Annotated in this window: 13 protein-coding genes and 5 tRNA genes; 14 read left to right on the plus strand and 4 right to left on the minus strand. The window is 71.1% G+C overall.

Annotated elements, in window-relative coordinates:
* Window positions 1–11: 11 nt before the first annotated feature.
* A complete protein-coding gene (locus ACSP97_RS25115) occupies window positions 12–425 on the minus strand; it encodes a roadblock/LC7 domain-containing protein (protein WP_355151748.1) in 414 nt (137 codons plus the stop codon).
* A 9-nt stretch (window positions 426–434) separates the two neighbouring features.
* Window positions 435–4,424 carry a nitrate- and nitrite sensing domain-containing protein gene (locus ACSP97_RS25120; protein WP_440554357.1) on the minus strand — a complete coding sequence of 1,330 codons (3,990 nt, stop codon included), beginning with the start codon at window positions 4,422–4,424 and terminating at the stop codon, window positions 435–437.
* Window positions 4,425–5,007: 583 nt separating this feature from the next.
* Between ACSP97_RS25120 and ACSP97_RS25125 the strand changes: the two genes are divergently transcribed.
* From ACSP97_RS25125 to ACSP97_RS25165, 9 genes are all read left to right on the plus strand, one after another.
* A complete protein-coding gene (locus ACSP97_RS25125) occupies window positions 5,008–5,202 on the plus strand; it encodes a hypothetical protein (protein ID WP_180329259.1) in 195 nt (64 codons plus the stop codon).
* Window positions 5,203–5,619: 417 nt separating this feature from the next.
* Entirely contained in the window at window positions 5,620–6,405 is a 786-nt protein-coding gene (locus ACSP97_RS25130; RefSeq protein ID WP_355151611.1) for a fumarylacetoacetate hydrolase family protein, read from the plus strand.
* Window positions 6,398–7,927 carry a glutamate--tRNA ligase gene (gene gltX, locus ACSP97_RS25135; protein WP_440554360.1) on the plus strand — a complete coding sequence of 510 codons (1,530 nt, stop codon included), beginning with the start codon at window positions 6,398–6,400 and terminating at the stop codon, window positions 7,925–7,927. The genes ACSP97_RS25130 and gltX overlap by 8 nt, the downstream gene beginning before the upstream one ends.
* 154 nt (window positions 7,928–8,081) lie before the next feature.
* Entirely contained in the window at window positions 8,082–8,813 is a 732-nt protein-coding gene (locus tag ACSP97_RS25140) for an HAD family hydrolase (protein ID WP_440554362.1), read from the plus strand.
* A gap of 90 nt (window positions 8,814–8,903) precedes the next feature.
* Window positions 8,904–8,975: transfer RNA gene (locus tag ACSP97_RS25145), tRNA-Gln, on the plus strand.
* A 21-nt stretch (window positions 8,976–8,996) separates the two neighbouring features.
* Window positions 8,997–9,069, plus strand: a tRNA-Glu gene (locus ACSP97_RS25150).
* Between the two features lie 29 nt (window positions 9,070–9,098).
* A tRNA-Glu gene (locus ACSP97_RS25155) sits at window positions 9,099–9,171 on the plus strand.
* A gap of 21 nt (window positions 9,172–9,192) precedes the next feature.
* Window positions 9,193–9,264, plus strand: a tRNA-Gln gene (locus ACSP97_RS25160).
* Window positions 9,265–9,292: 28 nt separating this feature from the next.
* Window positions 9,293–9,365, plus strand: a tRNA-Glu gene (locus ACSP97_RS25165).
* A gap of 61 nt (window positions 9,366–9,426) precedes the next feature.
* Here the strand turns inward: ACSP97_RS25165 and ACSP97_RS25170 are convergent.
* Window positions 9,427–10,071 carry a MerR family transcriptional regulator gene (locus tag ACSP97_RS25170; RefSeq protein ID WP_355528946.1) on the minus strand — a complete coding sequence of 215 codons (645 nt, stop codon included), beginning with the start codon at window positions 10,069–10,071 and terminating at the stop codon, window positions 9,427–9,429.
* Between the two features lie 81 nt (window positions 10,072–10,152).
* Here ACSP97_RS25170 and ACSP97_RS25175 point away from each other — a divergent pair, with 81 nt between their 5' ends.
* Window positions 10,153–10,671, plus strand: coding sequence for a DUF4188 domain-containing protein (locus ACSP97_RS25175; protein WP_355151605.1), 519 nt, complete (start codon window positions 10,153–10,155; stop codon window positions 10,669–10,671).
* Window positions 10,672–10,772: 101 nt separating this feature from the next.
* Here ACSP97_RS25175 and ndgR read toward each other — a convergent pair whose 3' ends face one another.
* A complete protein-coding gene (gene ndgR, locus ACSP97_RS25180) occupies window positions 10,773–11,489 on the minus strand; it encodes an IclR family transcriptional regulator NdgR (RefSeq protein WP_067301246.1) in 717 nt (238 codons plus the stop codon).
* Between the two features lie 188 nt (window positions 11,490–11,677).
* Here ndgR and leuC point away from each other — a divergent pair, with 188 nt between their 5' ends.
* The 4 genes from leuC to ACSP97_RS25200 all read left to right on the plus strand — a co-directional run bounded on the left by leuC (window position 11,678) and on the right by ACSP97_RS25200 (window position 14,979).
* Window positions 11,678–13,102, plus strand: a complete 1,425-nt coding sequence (leuC, locus tag ACSP97_RS25185; protein ID WP_355151603.1) for a 3-isopropylmalate dehydratase large subunit — start codon at window positions 11,678–11,680, stop codon at window positions 13,100–13,102.
* A gap of 5 nt (window positions 13,103–13,107) precedes the next feature.
* On the plus strand, window positions 13,108–13,701 hold the full coding sequence (gene leuD / locus ACSP97_RS25190) for a 3-isopropylmalate dehydratase small subunit (protein WP_074993467.1): 594 nt from the start codon (window positions 13,108–13,110) through the stop codon (window positions 13,699–13,701).
* Window positions 13,702–13,979: 278 nt separating this feature from the next.
* Window positions 13,980–14,210 carry a hypothetical protein gene (locus tag ACSP97_RS25195; protein ID WP_070022326.1) on the plus strand — a complete coding sequence of 77 codons (231 nt, stop codon included), beginning with the start codon at window positions 13,980–13,982 and terminating at the stop codon, window positions 14,208–14,210.
* A gap of 136 nt (window positions 14,211–14,346) precedes the next feature.
* Window positions 14,347–14,979, plus strand: coding sequence for an HU family DNA-binding protein (locus tag ACSP97_RS25200; protein ID WP_355151600.1), 633 nt, complete (start codon window positions 14,347–14,349; stop codon window positions 14,977–14,979).
* Window positions 14,980–15,004 lie beyond the last annotated feature (25 nt).

Consider the following 15,004-nt stretch of genomic DNA (forward strand, 5'->3'; position numbering starts at 1 on the left):
GCCGGGGCCGGTCAGTGGAGCAGACTGCCCTGTAGTTCGGCGCGCAGGTCGGGAGTGAGTACCGCTCCCGCGCGGTCGACGAGCAGTGCCATCTCGTAGCCGACGAGGCCGATGTCGCACTCCGGGTGAGCCAGTACCGCGAGGGACGAGCCGTCCGAGATGGACATCAGGAAGAGGAACCCCCGCTCCATCTCCACGACCGTCTGGGAGACGGTGCCGCCCTCGAAGATCCGGGACGCCCCGGCGGTCAGCGAGGTCAGCCCGGAGGCGACGGCCGCCAGCTGGTCCGCGCGGTCCCGTGGGAAGCCCTCGGACATCGCCAGCAGCAGGCCGTCGGCGGAGACCACCACCGTGTGGGACACCCCGGGGGTGTTGTCCACGAAGTTGGTGATCAACCAGTTCAGGTTCTGTGCCGCCTGGCTCATCGGACTCAACTAACGCTCCTGCTGGTGAGTGGGGCTCGGGTAGCTGCCGGTCTGGCCGCTGCCGGCCTGACGGCCCTGGGCGATGCCCCGACGGAGATTGGTCAGCCGGCCGCGTACGTCGTCGGGCGCACGCGACACCTGCGGACCAGCCTGGTGCTGTTGCTGCTGAGCCGTGCCCGGGACCAGGTTGGCCTTGGGCACCCGGCGTGGCAGGCCGGAAGTGGTGACACCGCCCGAGGCGGGCTGGCGTACCCGCTCGGCCTGTCGCACGAGTTCGTCGTTCGGCGAGGTGCGCCAGGAGCCGGTGGTGTCGGCGGGGCGCTGCGGGTTCTGCGGCTGCTGCTGAGCCGGCGGGTTCTGCTGCTGGCCGCCACCGCCGTGGAACCAGTTGGTCTCCAGCGTGTCGAACAGCGGGGTGCGACCGTCCCCGGGACCGCTGGCCGGCGGCAGCGCCTCCGGCTCCTGGCGGGCCGGGGCCGGCTGCGGGGCCGGCGGGCGCGGGGCGCCGAAGTCGTCGCGGGCCGGCGGCTGCGGGCGCTCGAACCGGCCCGTCTGCGCGGGGTCCTGGCGGCCGGGCAGCGCGTGCCGACCGGTGCCGTTGTCGCCGAAACCGCCGTCGTAACTCTGCGGGGCCGCGAACCGGCCGGTGTCCTGGGCCGGTTCCTCCTGCCGCGCGGGCGTGCCGAAGATGTCGGAGCGCACGAACGATCCGTCGCCCTGCCCGCCGTTCGCACCGCCGAACCGGCCCGGCGCCTGAGCGCCGTCCGGACGCGGGAACTGCCCGGTCTGCCGCGGGGGTTCGGCCTGCGGGAACTGGCCGGTGTGCTGACCGGCGTCCGGGCGCTGGTACTGGCCCGTCTCCTCGGGGCGCTGGTACCGGCCCGTGTCGTACCCGGCGTCGGGGCGCTGGTACTGCCCGGTGTCGTGCGGGGCGTCGGGGCGCTGGTACTGGCCCGTCTCCTCGGGGCGCTGGTACCGGCCCGTGTCGTACCCGGCGTCGGGGCGCTGGTACTGCCCGGTGTCGTGCGGGGCGTCCGGGCGCTGGTACTGGCCGGTGTCCTGCGCCGCCTCGGGACGGCCGTACTGCTGCCGGCCGGCGTCGGGGTGCGGGAACTGCCCGGTGTGCTGCGGGAGTTCGAACTGACCGGTGCCCTGGGAGCCGGGGGTGCCGGGCAGCTCCGGGCGAGCGAACTCGCCCGTGGCGCCGGGACTCTGGGCGTCGACCCGGGGCATCTCCGCGGTCGAGCCCGGACCCTGCCGGTCGTCGATCCGCGGCATGGGCGCGGTGCCCGAGGGGTCCTGCTCGTCGTGGCCGCGCGGGGTGTCCAGCGAGGCCCGGCCGTCGTTCCAGTCCTGGGTGCGCCGGGCGTCGCCGCCGGGCAGCTCGGCGCGCGGGCCGCCGCGCGCCGGCAGCTGGGGCTGGCGGCCCTGCTCGCCGGAGTCGCCGGAGCCGCGCTGCGGGCCGCGGCCGGAGAAGAGGTCCTGCTGCGGGCCGGCCGGATCGGCGGCCTGGAGACCCTGCGGACCGCCCGGCGCCTGCGCGCCGAAGCCGGCCGGGGAGCCAGGGCCGCCGCGCTGCGGACCGCGCGGGCCGCCGGGGCCGTTCGGCCGGCCGCCGCCCTGGCCGGTGCCGGGCAGCGCGGCCCGGGGACCCTGGCCGGCGCCGACCTGGCCGCGCGAGCCGGGGCCGGAACCGAGCAGCCCACCGCCCTGGCCGCCGCCCGCGCCACCGCGCCGGGCCGCCGCGGCACCCGCGGCCGCCTGCGCGGCGGCCGGACCGCCGCTCGCGCCGGGCCCGCCGGGCTTGCCCGGAGCCGGCTTCTTGCCGCCCTGGGCGACGTCCACCGGCAGCATGACCAGCGCGGTCGTGCCACCGGAGTCGGACGGGCGCAGCTGGATGCGGATGCCGTGCCGCTGGGACAGCCGGCCGACCACGAACAGACCCATGCGGCGGGAGACGGAGACGTCCACGGTGGGCGGCGAGGCCAGCCGCTCGTTGATCGCGGCCAGGTCCTCCGGGGACAGACCGATGCCGGTGTCGTGGATCTCGATCAGCACCCGGCCGTCGGGCAGCGCGTGACCGGTGACCTTGACCTTGGTCTGCGGGGAGGAGAACGAGGTGGCGTTCTCCAGCAGCTCGGCGAGCAGGTGCACGAGGTCGTTGACGACCCGGCCGGCGACCTCGGTCGTCGGCACGGAGGCCAGCTCGATGCGCTCGTACTGCTCCACCTCGGACGCGGCGGCGCGGAGCACGTCGACCAGCGGGACCGGACGGGTCCAGCGGCGGCCGGGCTCCTCGCCCGCGAGGACGAGGAGGTTCTCGCCGTTACGGCGCATACGGGTGGCGAGGTGGTCCAGCTTGAACAGCGAGGACAGCTGGTCCGGGTCGGCCTCGCGGGACTCCAGTTCGGAGATGAGCGACAGCTGACGCTGGATCAGGCCCTGCGAGCGGCGCGAGAGGTTGGTGAACATCGCGTTGACGTTGCCCCGCAGCAGGGCCTGCTCGGCGGCGAGGCGGACCGCCTCGCGGTGCACGTCGTCGAAGGCCGCGGCCACCTGGCCGATCTCGTCCCGGGAGTGCACACCGACCGACTCCACGGAGGTGTCCACGTCCTGCGGGTCGGACTCCGACAGGTGCTTGACCAGCTCGGGCAGGCGTTCCTGGGCGACCTTGGTGGCGGTCTCCTGGAGCCGGCGCAGCGAGCGGATCATGGAGCGGGCCACGACGAACGCGCCGACCAGCGAGACACCGAGCACCAGCAGGATCAGCGCACCGGAGATGATGGCGTCGCGCTGGGTGGCGCTCTTGAGCTCGCGCGCCTTCTGCTCCATGTCCTCGAGCAGCGTGTGCTCGATCTTCTTCATCTGCTCGATCTTGGTCGAGCTGTCGTCCACCCAGTCGCGGTACGACCGCGGGGGCAGGTCGGCGAGACCGCCGCGCTGCTCGAAGGCGCGCTTGGCGTAGGTGTCCGCGGACTCGATCGTCGGGTTGCCCTCGTCGATCGGCTTGAGCAGTTCCTCGGCGTTCTGGCTCGCGTAGATCTTGCGGAAGATGGCGAGTTCGGAGTTCTCGCTCTCGTACGCCGACTCGCCGTAGAGGCGGTCGTTCTCCGAGAGGTTCGCCTTGCTGGAGGTGGTCGAGGGCAGCGCCGCGGCGATGGTGGCGCGCTGCACGGACGCGTACTCCTTGGCGGTGGAGAAGGCCGCCAGGGCGCGGGTGCGGGAGATCATCTCCGGGTTGCTGGACGCCTCGGCCATGTCCTGGGACAGGTCGATCAGCTGGGTGATGAGCCGGTGGTAGGACTCGATCGTCTGGGACGAGTTCGCCTTGGACTCATAGGCGGACCGGCGGATCTTCGCCAGGTCGTCCAGCTGGTTGGCGAGGCCCACCAGCGCGTCGCGCACGCCCTGCAACTGGCCGTTCTTGCTGGCCTCGTCGATCTGCTCGGACGCGTCGAGGAAGTTGGCGCGGGCCCGGTCGGTCTTCTGCTGGTAGCCCTTGACCGTGTAGTCGCTGGCGCTGAGCCCGTGCGACAGGGGACCGGCCGACTGGTCGCGCTCCTCCTGGAGCGCGGCGGCCAGCTCGGTGGCCTGCTTGGTCATGTCCGTCAGCAGCTTCATGTTGTCGAGCTGCTGGATGTCGTTCAGGTTCTCGTTGATGCGCAGGGCGCCCAGCGAGGTCGCCGCCACCACGGGGAGGGCGAGCAGCGAGACCAGACGGGTGGAGATGCGCCAGTTGCGCAGGGCCATGCGCGAGCCGGTGCCGGAGGGGGCCGACGCGGGCTTCACGGCCGGCGCGGGGCCACCGGACTTCGCGGCGCCCTGGGCGGCGGAGGGGGCCGAAGCGCCGGGGCGGCTGCGCTCACCGCCGTCCGCGGACGGGGCCGGGCCCGGGTTCTGGGCGTGCTGGGGAGAGGCGCTGCCCTTGCCGGGGCCAGTCCCGTCGTGCGCCTCCGGCTCCGCCGAAGCGCTGCCATCCCTCTTGAAACGTCCCTGCACTAGCGTCGCAACCTCTGGACCAGGCGCCCCTCCGCGTGAACGGAGGAACACGGTGTCGGCGTCGTGGCGGGCGCCCTGAAAACGCCCCCCGGTGGTCTTGAGTGACCGGCGCTGGTTCCCCCTTGTCTCGCCGCCACTCGGCGCTGCGTTGCGCCCCCTGCGCGCCGGCTCGATCCCGCGGCGGTCCGTGGAATTCCAGCACAGTGCCGGATCTCCAACAAGGGCCGAGTGGCGAGCTGTGACAACTGTGACAAGGGGTGAGTGTCCGGTCACCAGTCGTGGAAGTCGATCTCTCCCATAACGGGCGTATCCCTGCGAGTCGTCGCCCGGTGGCACGTGTCTGAGTCGCCATGATCGGCAGCGGAATGGTGGGTTCCAGACCCCAATGTCCGTTTCGCTAGGGCGGGTTGTCGGCCGGAATTGACCGGTTTGCCCGCGAGCTGGTGAGCAAAATCACACGAAGATCGAGGCCGGTTGGCGAGTTCGTCGGGGAATCGGATGTTTAGCCTGACGCTTTACATGAGGGACGTATCTGTCACGCCGCTCTGGCATCCGCCGACACAGGACTAGGACTCGTACAACCGTGAAGACGACGATGATGTTCCACAAGATAGCCAACCCGCGACGCACGACCCTGGCGCACCTCAAGGACGCCGGCGAACTGCAGACGCCCGCGCTGCCGGAGCAGTCCGTCGAACTCCCCGCCCAGACGGCCAACCCCCGTCGCACCATCCTGGTCGACGTCCCCGAGCCCGCGGCGGCCCCGGCCGGCGAGTGACCGGCGGACACCCCGCGGAGGTACCCGGCGCGGCCCGGAAGATCATCAACCACTGATGATGATCTTCCGGGCCGCGCTCGTCTTTTCGGTGGACGGATCGGCGGACGGGCCGTCGCACTCTTTTCCGGCGCATTCGCGCCGCCGGGTTTATCCGCGGTGCCGACACGGGCCGCCGCGCCCTTCCCGGCCTCGGCCGCCAGGCCGATCGGGATGTCATCGCCGCAGGTCACGCGGCCACGGGCCGTCCCGCGAGGCGACCGCCGCGCCCCCGAAAACGCCGGAAACGGGAATTCCCGTTAAGCGCTTTACGGCGCCGGAAAAACACCTCGCCATGCACTCCCGGCCGAACGCCGGGCCGCCCGACCGGTTAACCTTGGGCGTCAGTACGCCGGTTCTCAGTGAGGGGCGCAAGCACCCGTGCGCATCGCCAGGTTCTCCATCGACGGGAACGTAGCCTTCGGCGCGGTCGAGGGCGACAAGCAGGACGAACTCGTCCTCGACATCATCAAGGGCATCCCCTTCGCCGACCACGAGCTGTCCGGGACGAAGGTGCCGCTGAGCAAGGTCAGGCTGCTCCCCCCGGTCCTCCCCAACAAGGTCGTGGCGTTCGGCCGCAACTACGCGGAACACGCCCGGGAGCTGGGCAACGAGGCGCCCGAGGCCCCGTTCGCCTTCTTCAAGCCGTCCACCTCGGTCATCGGCCCCGGTGACGAGATCCAGTACCCGTCGTTCTCGCAGGAGCTGCACCACGAGGCCGAGCTGGCCGTCGTCATCGGCCGTATGTGCCGAGAGGTGCCCCGCGAGCGCGTCAAGGACGTGATCTTCGGCTACACCTGTGCCAACGACGTCACCGCCCGTGACATCCAGCGCCGCGAGAAGCAGTGGGCCCGGGCCAAGGGCTTCGACAGCTCCTGCCCGCTCGGCCCCTGGGTGGAGACCGACCTGGACCTCGCCCGGGCCAACGACCTCACCGTGCAGCTCACCGTCAACGGCGAGCAGCGCCAGCTGGGCCGCACCAGCGAGATGATCCACCCCATCGAGGACCTGATCGTCAACATCACGGAGGCCATGACGCTGCTGCCCGGCGACGTCATCCTCACCGGCACCCCGGCAGGGGTCGGCCCCCTCAACGTCGGCGACGACGTCGCCGTCACCATCGAAGGCATCGGCACTCTCACCAACAAGGTTGTCAAGCGTGGCTAGCGCACCCTCCCCCAAGCCCTCGGCTTCGCTCGAGCAGGGGGTAACCCCGTCCCCGTCTCCCATCCGCGTCCGTTTCTGTCCCTCGCCCACCGGCAACCCCCACGTGGGCCTGGTCCGCACCGCCCTGTTCAACTGGGCGTTCGCCCGGCACCACCAGGGCACCCTGGTGTTCCGCATCGAGGACACCGACGCGGCCCGCGACTCCGAGGAGTCCTACAACCAGCTGCTCGACGCGATGCGCTGGCTCGGCTTCGACTGGGACGAGGGCCCCGAGGTCGGCGGCCCGCACGCGCCGTACCGCCAGTCGCAGCGCATGGACATCTACGCCGACGTCGCGCGCAAGCTCCTCGACGGCGGCTACGCCTACCACTGCTACTGCTCCCAGGAGGAGCTGGACGCCCGCCGCGAGGCCGCCCGCGCCGCCGGCAAGCCCTCCGGCTACGACGGCCACTGCCGCGACCTGTCCGCCGAGCAGGTCGAGCGGTACCAGGCCGAGGGCCGCGCCCCGATCGTCCGCTTCCGGATGCCCGACGAGACGATCACCTTCGACGACCTGGTGCGCGGCGAGCTGACCTTCACCGCGGAGAACGTGCCGGACTACGGCATCGTCCGCGCCAACGGCGCCCCGCTGTACACGCTGGTCAACCCCGTGGACGACGCGCTGATGGAGATCACGCACGTGCTCCGCGGCGAGGACCTGCTCTCCTCCACCCCGCGCCAGATCGCGCTGTACAAGGCGCTGATGGAGCTGGGCATCGCCAAGCAGATCCCGGCCTTCGGCCACCTGCCCTACGTGATGGGCGAGGGCAACAAGAAGCTCTCCAAGCGCGACCCGCAGTCCTCGCTGAACCTCTACCGCGAGCGCGGCTTCCTGCCCGAGGGCCTGCTCAACTACCTGTCCCTGCTGGGCTGGTCGCTCTCGGCCGACAAGGACATCTTCACCATCGAGGAGATGGTCGAGGCCTTCGAGATCTCCAATGTGAACCCCAACCCGGCGCGCTTCGATCTGAAGAAGTGCGAGGCGATCAACGCCGACCACATCCGCATGCTGGATGTGAAGGAGTTCACCGAGCGCTGCCGCACCTGGCTGAAGGCGCCCTTCGCCCCCTGGGCCCCGGAGGCCTTCGACGAGGCGAAGTGGCAGGCCATCGCCCCGCACGCGCAGACCCGGCTGAAGGTGCTGTCGGAGATCACCGAGAACGTCGACTTCCTGTTCCTGCCGGAGCCGGTCTTCGACGAGGCGTCCTGGACCAAGGCGATGAAGGAGGGCTCCGACGCCCTGCTGCGCACGGCCCGCGAGAAGCTGGAGTCCGCGGACTGGACCTCGGCCGAGTCCCTGAAGGAGGCCGTCCTGGCCGCCGGCGAGGCCCACGGCCTCAAGCTCGGCAAGGCCCAGGCCCCGGTCCGCGTCGCCGTCACCGGCCGCACCGTCGGCCTGCCGCTCTTCGAGTCGCTCGAGGTCCTGGGCAAGGAGAAGACCCTGGAGCGCATCGACGCGGCCCTGACCAGGCTGGCCGCGTAACCGCGCCCGCCCGCCGCACGACAGGGGCGGCACCCGGAACCCCGGGTGCCGCCCCTCGGCGCATCCGGGCACCCGCGGTGTGAGGTCGCTCACCGGCCGGTGCCGCGCGCCCGTTCCCCGGACGCGCCCCGGCACCCGGCGTTACGGTCGAGACGTGAGCATCGACGCCGTGGTCTGGGACGTGGACGACACCCTCTTCGACTACACCGCCGCCGACCGGCACGGGATGCGGACGCACCTGGCCGTCGAGGGCCTGCTCGGGCGGTACGGCACCGTGGAGGACGCGCTCGCCCACTGGCGGCGGATCACCGACCTGCACTGGGCGCGGCACGCGGCGGGGGAGTGCGGCTGGCAGGAGCAGCGGCGCGACCGCGTACGGGCATTCCTCGGCGCGGAGCTGGAAGACGCCGAGGCGGACGCCTGGTTCCAGCGGTACGTGGGGCACTACGAGGTCGCCTGGGGCCTGTTCCCGGACGTCCTGCCCGCGCTGGAGGCGCTCGCGGCCACGCACCGGCACGCGGTGCTGTCCAACTCCAGCATCCTCGTGCAGGAGCGCAAGCTGCGCGTCCTCGGTCTGCTGGACCGCTTCGAGGCCGTGCTGTGCGCCGCCGAGCTGGGCGTCTCCAAGCCGAGCCCCGGCGCCTTCCGCGCCGCCTGCGAGGCGCTGGGCCTGCCCCCGCACCGGGTGGCGTACGTCGGCGATCACCCGGAGATCGACGGGCGGGGCGCCGCCGAGGCCGGCCTGGTGTCCGTGTGGATCGACCGGGCAGCGGCGTCCGCGCGGGCCGCCGCTCAGCCGGGCGTGCACCGGATCACCAGCCTCGCCGAACTCCCCGCGCTGCTGCGCTCGGATACTCGTTTTGGAGCCCCGTCCACCTTCGGGTAATGTTCTTCCTGCGCCGAGGGGAACGGGCCGAAAGGCCGGAGCCCCGAGGAGCAAGCTAGAACGAGAACCCCGCAGGGGCTTGAGTTCCAGTGGCCTATGGTGTAATTGGCAGCACGACTGATTCTGGTTCAGTTAGTCTTGGTTCGAGTCCAGGTAGGCCAGCTCGCAGAGCTTATCTGCAAAGCCCCCGTTGTGTAGCGGCCTAGCACGCTGCCCTCTCAAGGCAGTAGCGCCGGTTCGAATCCGGTCGGGGGTACTGATCCTGATCTTGTCGGGATCGCTAGGGCCCCCGTTGTGTAGCGGCCTAGCACGCCGCCCTCTCAAGGCGGTAGCGCCGGTTCGAATCCGGTCGGGGGTACTGACTGGTCTAAACCATCATTGGTCTATGGTGTAATTGGCAGCACGACTGATTCTGGTTCAGTTAGTCTTGGTTCGAGTCCAGGTAGACCAGCTCGGACCTGCGGAAACGCAGCGTCCACGCCCCCGTTGTGTAGCGGCCTAGCACGCCGCCCTCTCAAGGCGGTAGCGCCGGTTCGAATCCGGTCGGGGGTACACCTCGGGAAGGCCCTCCACCTCGGTGGGGGGCCTTCGCTGTACCCGGCACCGGTCCCGCTCACTCGAAGCCGTACCGCCGGGCCGCCTCCTCCTCCTGGGCCAGCCGGTGCAGCGCCTGGAGCGCCGGCTCGTTGAGGATCGCCCCCAGCACCGCGAACTCGATCCGCTCCGCCTCCGACGGATGCGTCTCCATGTTGTCCAGGTCGAGCACCGCGGTCCGGTGCATCAACTCGGCGTACGGCGCGAGCTGTTCGGCGCCCCAGCCGTAGCCGAGCCGGCGGAACGCGGCGACCGCCACCACCAGCGAGCGGTACGCGGGGGAGATGGTCGTCAGCCGCCTGGCGTTCTCCCAGCCCAGCCGGTCCAGGAGCGCGGTGACCTCCTCGTGCGCCGCCCGGACGTACTCGTCGTCCGCGTCCGGCTCCGGCACCTGAGGGAGCGCCCACAGCGCCGCGCCCAGGCGGATCGAGCGGCCCAGGGAGTCGTCGTCCACGTGCCCGAGCACCTCGCGCACCTTCGCCACCGGCACCTGGCCGACCTGGATCATCGCCCGCACCAGCCGCAGCCGGCGCAGGTGCTCCTCGTCGTACTCGGCCGTCGTCGCGTTGTGCCTGCGGCCCGGCGGCAACAGCCCTTCGCGCAGGTAGTACTTGATCGTCGCGGTGGACACCCCGCTGCGTCTGCTCAGTTCGGCGAGCCGCATCTCTTGCATCTCCTCTTGGACAGGAGCACTATCCAAGCATCGGCCCTTGGATAGTGCCGCTCACCAACGAAGGGGGAAGCGATGGTGTCCCGTACGACCGCCGGCGCGGAGGGCGAGGTCGTCGTCCTGCTGATCGGCATGCGCATCAACCGTTTCCGGGCGGTCCATCTGTGGGTGCCGACGATGCTCGCGATGCTGCGGATGCTGCGGGAACTGGCCCGGGACCCCTCCCGGGGGCTGCGTGCGAAGGTGCTGCTGACGGCGTCGCCGCGCACGTACTACGTCGTGCAGTACTGGGAGTCCAAGGAGAAGCTGTACGCCTACGCCGCCGCGCCCGACGCCTTCCACCACGAGGTGTGGGCCCGGATCAACCGCGCGGAGCGGGCGGGCAGGCTGCGCGGGCAGGTCGGCATCTGGCACGAGGCGTACGTGGTGCCGGAGGGGTCGTACGAGGCGGTCTACGCGGACATGCCGGCGTTCGGGCTGGCGGAGGCGTACGGGCAGGTGCCGCTGGAGCGGCGGGGGCGGTACGCCGCGGACCGGTTCGCCTACCGCGCGGCGAGGCCGCGGCGCGAGCCGGTGCGCGAGAAGGCCGACTGAGCCGACTGGGCCGGGATCCGGGGAAGCGGGGGAGCGGGAAACGGGGAGGGCCGCCGCGGCGTTGAGGCGGGCCCTCCCCGGTGTTTCCGGCGCGGTGGAGGTCAGCCGGAGCGGCGCAGGGCCTCGGAGAGGCGGCCGGCGGCGTCGATGACGGCCTGCGCGTGCATACGGCCCGGGTGCCGGGTGAGGCGCTCGATGGGGCCCGAGACGGAGACGGCGGCCACCACGCGGTTGGAGGGGCCGCGCACGGGCGCGGAGACGGACGCGACGCCCGGCTCGCGCTCCCCGATGGACTGGGCCCAGCCGCGGCGCCGTACGCCCGACAGGGCCGTCGCGGTGAAGCGGGCGCCCTGCAGACCCCGGTGCAGGCGCTCGGGCTCCTCCCAGGCGAGCAGGATCTGCGCCGAGGAGCCGGCCTTCATCGTGAGCGTGGAGCCGACCGGGACGGTGTCCCGCAGACCGGACAGGCGCTCCGCCGCGGCCACGCAGATCCGCATGTCACCCTGGCGCCGGTAGAGCTGGGCGCTCTCGCCGGTGACGTCGCGCAGGTGGGTGAGGACCGGGCCCGCCGTCGCCAGCAGGCGGTCCTCGCCCGCCGCCGCCGCGAGTTCCGACAGCCGGGGGCCGAGGATGAACCGGCCCTGCATGTCGCGTGCCACCATGCGGTGGTGTTCCAGGGCCACGGCCAGGCGGTGGGCCGTGGGTCGTGCCAGTCCGGTGGCCCCGACCAGACCCGCGAGGGTGGCCGGACCGGACTCCAGGGCGCTCAGGACGAGGGCCGCCTTGTCCAGAACGCCGACGCCGCTACTGTTGTCCATGCAACGATACTCGCGTCTCACTCTGTGAAACGCAAGTTCAATTTTCTGCGGAACGCGCCACTCTGGTTGGACACGGCGGCCCGTCCATCGACGGGCCCGGCGACGGGCGCCCGGAACCAGGGGGTGCGGGCGCCGTCCTCAAGATCTCTAGATGCGCCGGTGCACGCATGCCGGCCGGAGGGAAAGCGATGGGTAGGACACTCGCGGAGAAGGTCTGGGACGACCACGTCGTCCGGCGCGCCGAGGGCGAGCCCGACCTCCTCTACATCGATCTGCACCTGCTGCACGAGGTGACCAGCCCGCAGGCCTTCGACGGGCTGCGCAAGAACGGCCGCGCGGTGCGCCGCCTCGACCTCACCATCGCGACCGAGGATCACAACACCCCGACCCTCGACATCGACAAGCCGATCGCCGACCCGGTCTCCCGCGCCCAGCTGGAGACCCTGCGCAAGAACTGCGCCGAGTTCGGCGTGCGGCTGCACCCGCTGGGCGACGTCGAGCAGGGCGTGGTGCACGTGGTCGGCCCCCAGCTGGGCCTGACCCAGCCGGGCACCACCGTGGTCTGCGGTGACTCCCACACCTCCACGCACGGCGCCTTCGGCGCGCTGGCGTTCGGCATCGGCACCTCCCAGGTCGAGCACGTGCTGGCCACCCAGACGCTGCCGATGGTGCGCCCCAAGACCATGGCGATCACCGTCGAGGGCGAGCTGCCCGAGGGCGTCACCGCCAAGGACCTGATCCTGGCGATCATCGCGAGGATCGGCACCGGCGGCGGCCAGGGCTACGTCCTGGAGTACCGCGGCTCCGCCATCGAGAAGCTCTCGATGGAGGCCCGGATGACCATCTGCAACATGTCGATCGAGGCCGGCGCCCGCGCGGGCATGATCGCCCCCGACGAGACCACCTTCGAGTACCTCAAGGGCCGTCCGCACGCCCCCGAGGGCGCCGACTGGGACGCGGCCGTCGCGTACTGGAAGACCCTGCGCACCGACGAGGACGCGGTCTTCGACGCCGAGGTCGTCATCGACGCCGCCGAGCTGTCCCCGTTCGTCACCTGGGGCACCAACCCCGGCCAGGGCGCGCCGCTTTCGGCGTCCGTCCCCGACCCGGCTTCGTACGAAGACGCATCGGAGCGCCTGGCCGCCGAAAAGGCCCTGGAATACATGGGGTTGGAGGCCGGAGCGCCGCTGCGCTCCATCAAGGTGGACACCGTCTTCGTAGGCTCGTGCACCAACGGCCGGATCGAGGACCTGCGCGCCGTCGCCGAGATCCTGAAGGACCGCAAAGTCGCCGACGGCGTACGGATGCTGGTCGTGCCGGGCTCCGCGCGGGTCGGCCTCCAGGCGGCCGCCGAGGGCCTGGACGTGGTCTTCAAGGAGGCCGGCGCCGAATGGCGCTACGCGGGCTGCTCGATGTGCCTGGGCATGAACCCCGACCAGCTGGCCCCGGGCGAGCGCTCCGCCTCCACCTCCAACCGCAACTTCGAGGGCCGGCAGGGCAAGGGCGGACGTACCCACCTGGTGTCGCCGCAGGTCGCGGCCGCCACCGCCGTCCTGGGCCACCTCGCCGCCCCGGCCGACCTGACCGACGACCGTACGCCCGCTGGAGTCTGAGAACGATGGAAGCCTTCACCACCCACACCGGCCGGGCCGTGCCGCTGCGCCGCAGCAACGTCGACACCGACCAGATCATCCCCGCCCACTGGCTCAAGAAGGTCACCCGGGACGGGTTCGAGGACGGGCTGTTCGAGGCCTGGCGCAAGGACCCCGAGTTCGTCCTCAACCGTCCCGAGCGGCAGGGCGCCACCGTCCTGGTGGCCGGCCCCGACTTCGGCACCGGCTCCTCCCGTGAGCACGCCGTCTGGGCGCTGCAGAACTACGGCTTCAAGACCGTGATCTCCGCCCGCTTCGCGGACATCTTCCGCGGCAACTCGCTGAAGAACGGCCTGCTCACCGTCGTCCTGGACCAGAAGGTCGTGGAGGCGCTGTGGGAGCTGACCGAGGCCGACCCGACGGCCGAGATCACCGTGGACCTCCAGGCGCGCGAGGTGCGCGCCGAGGGCGTCACCGCCTCCTTCGAGCTGGACGAGAACTCCCGCTGGCGCCTGCTGAACGGCCTGGACGACATCTCCATCACGCTCCGGAACGAGGACGACATCGCCGCCTACGAGGCGAAGCGCCCCGCCTACAAGCCGCGGACGCTCCAGAGCTGACCGGGTAGCCTGTCCCGGACCCCCCAGAGGGTCGGGTTTCGGCCACTGCAACCAACCCACCTGTACCCCCGATCGCCCCGATCGGGGGTACAGGCATGTCGGGGCCCCGCCGGCCGTGCCCACCTCTGGGGACGCTCTCAACTTCCCGTGTTATGAAGGGCGTTGGCAGGGTAGATGAGGCAGAGGATCACGCCTTCCGCAAGAGCACGGAAGGCCATTTGTGGCGGGAGTTGCCCCCTGGGCAGGCGACAACTCGCCCCAGATGGCACAATCTGTGCATGGAACACGACGGCCAACTCCAGCTCTATACGGCGGTCGCGAACCAACTCAAGGAAGCGCACTCGCGAGTGCGCGCACTGCAAGTCCCGGAGGGCGTACGGATGGCGCTGACCCGGAAGCTGCTGGTCATTACGGCCGCGGCCAAGCACGATCTCGCCGGTGCGGCAAGGCGGCTTGAGCGGTTCAACGCGGACCTCGACGAGGGTCGGATCCCCGGCGAGGACCGCTGAACAGCCCGAGAACGCCGAGTCTGTTGCGGCACAAGGGTGATAAGCCCGTTTCGTGTTTGATTTGCGGTATATATCTGCCTAACGTGCGAAAAAGCTTGAACACATTCGTTCTGGCGATGTCTCCGAAGGGGAAGACGTGAACAAGGCGCAGCTCGTAGAAGCGATTGCCGACAAGGTGGGCGGCCGCCAGCAGGCCGCCGATGCCGTCGATCATGTCCTGGACGCCATCGTCCGCGCGGTCGTCGCGGGCGAGCGGGTCTCGGTCACCGGCTTCGGGTCCTTCGAGAAGGTAGACCGCCCCGCCCGCTACGCCCGCAACCCCCAGACGGGCGAGCGGGTTCGGGTCAAGAAGACCTCCGTGCCGCGGTTCCGCGCCGGACAGGGCTTCAAGGACCTGGTGAGCGGCTCCAAGAAGCTGCCGCGGGGCGGTGAGGTCTCCGTGAAGAAGGCGCCCAAGGGCAGCCTGACCGGCGGCGCCGCCGCGACGGTGAAGAAGGCCGCCGCGAAGAAGACCACCAAGGCGGCCGCGAAGAAGACCACGGCCAAGAAGACGGCGGCCAAGAAGACCACCGCCACGGCGAAGAAGACCACCGCGAAGAAGGCGCCCGCCAAGACCACGGCGACCGCCAAGACCACCGCGGCGAAGAAGACCACCGCCAAGAAGGCGACGGCGAAGAAGGCCCCGGCGAAGAAGGTCACCGCGAAGAAGGCGCCGGCCAGGAAGTCGACGGCCCGCAAGACCACCGCCAAGAAGGCCACCGCCCGCTAGGCGCGGCGTCACCGACCTGGGCACT

The sequence above is a fragment of the Streptomyces sp. SCPE 10 genome, from assembly GCF_051980735.1.
GTDB lineage: Bacteria > Actinomycetota > Actinomycetes > Streptomycetales > Streptomycetaceae > Streptomyces > Streptomyces misionensis.

Coding starts and splice junctions, on each gene's coding strand:
- ACSP97_RS25115 (WP_355151748.1), bottom strand. CDS start 425: ATGAGCCAGGCGGCACAGAACCTGAACTGGTTGATCACCAACTTCGTG.
- ACSP97_RS25170 (WP_355528946.1), bottom strand. CDS start 10,071: ATGCGGCTCGCCGAACTGAGCAGACGCAGCGGGGTGTCCACCGCGACG.
- ACSP97_RS25175 (WP_355151605.1), top strand. CDS start 10,153: ATGGTGTCCCGTACGACCGCCGGCGCGGAGGGCGAGGTCGTCGTCCTG.
- ndgR (WP_067301246.1), bottom strand. CDS start 11,489: ATGGACAACAGTAGCGGCGTCGGCGTTCTGGACAAGGCGGCCCTCGTC.
- leuC (WP_355151603.1), top strand. CDS start 11,678: ATGGGTAGGACACTCGCGGAGAAGGTCTGGGACGACCACGTCGTCCGG.
- leuD (WP_074993467.1), top strand. CDS start 13,108: ATGGAAGCCTTCACCACCCACACCGGCCGGGCCGTGCCGCTGCGCCGC.
- ACSP97_RS25195 (WP_070022326.1), top strand. CDS start 13,980: ATGGAACACGACGGCCAACTCCAGCTCTATACGGCGGTCGCGAACCAA.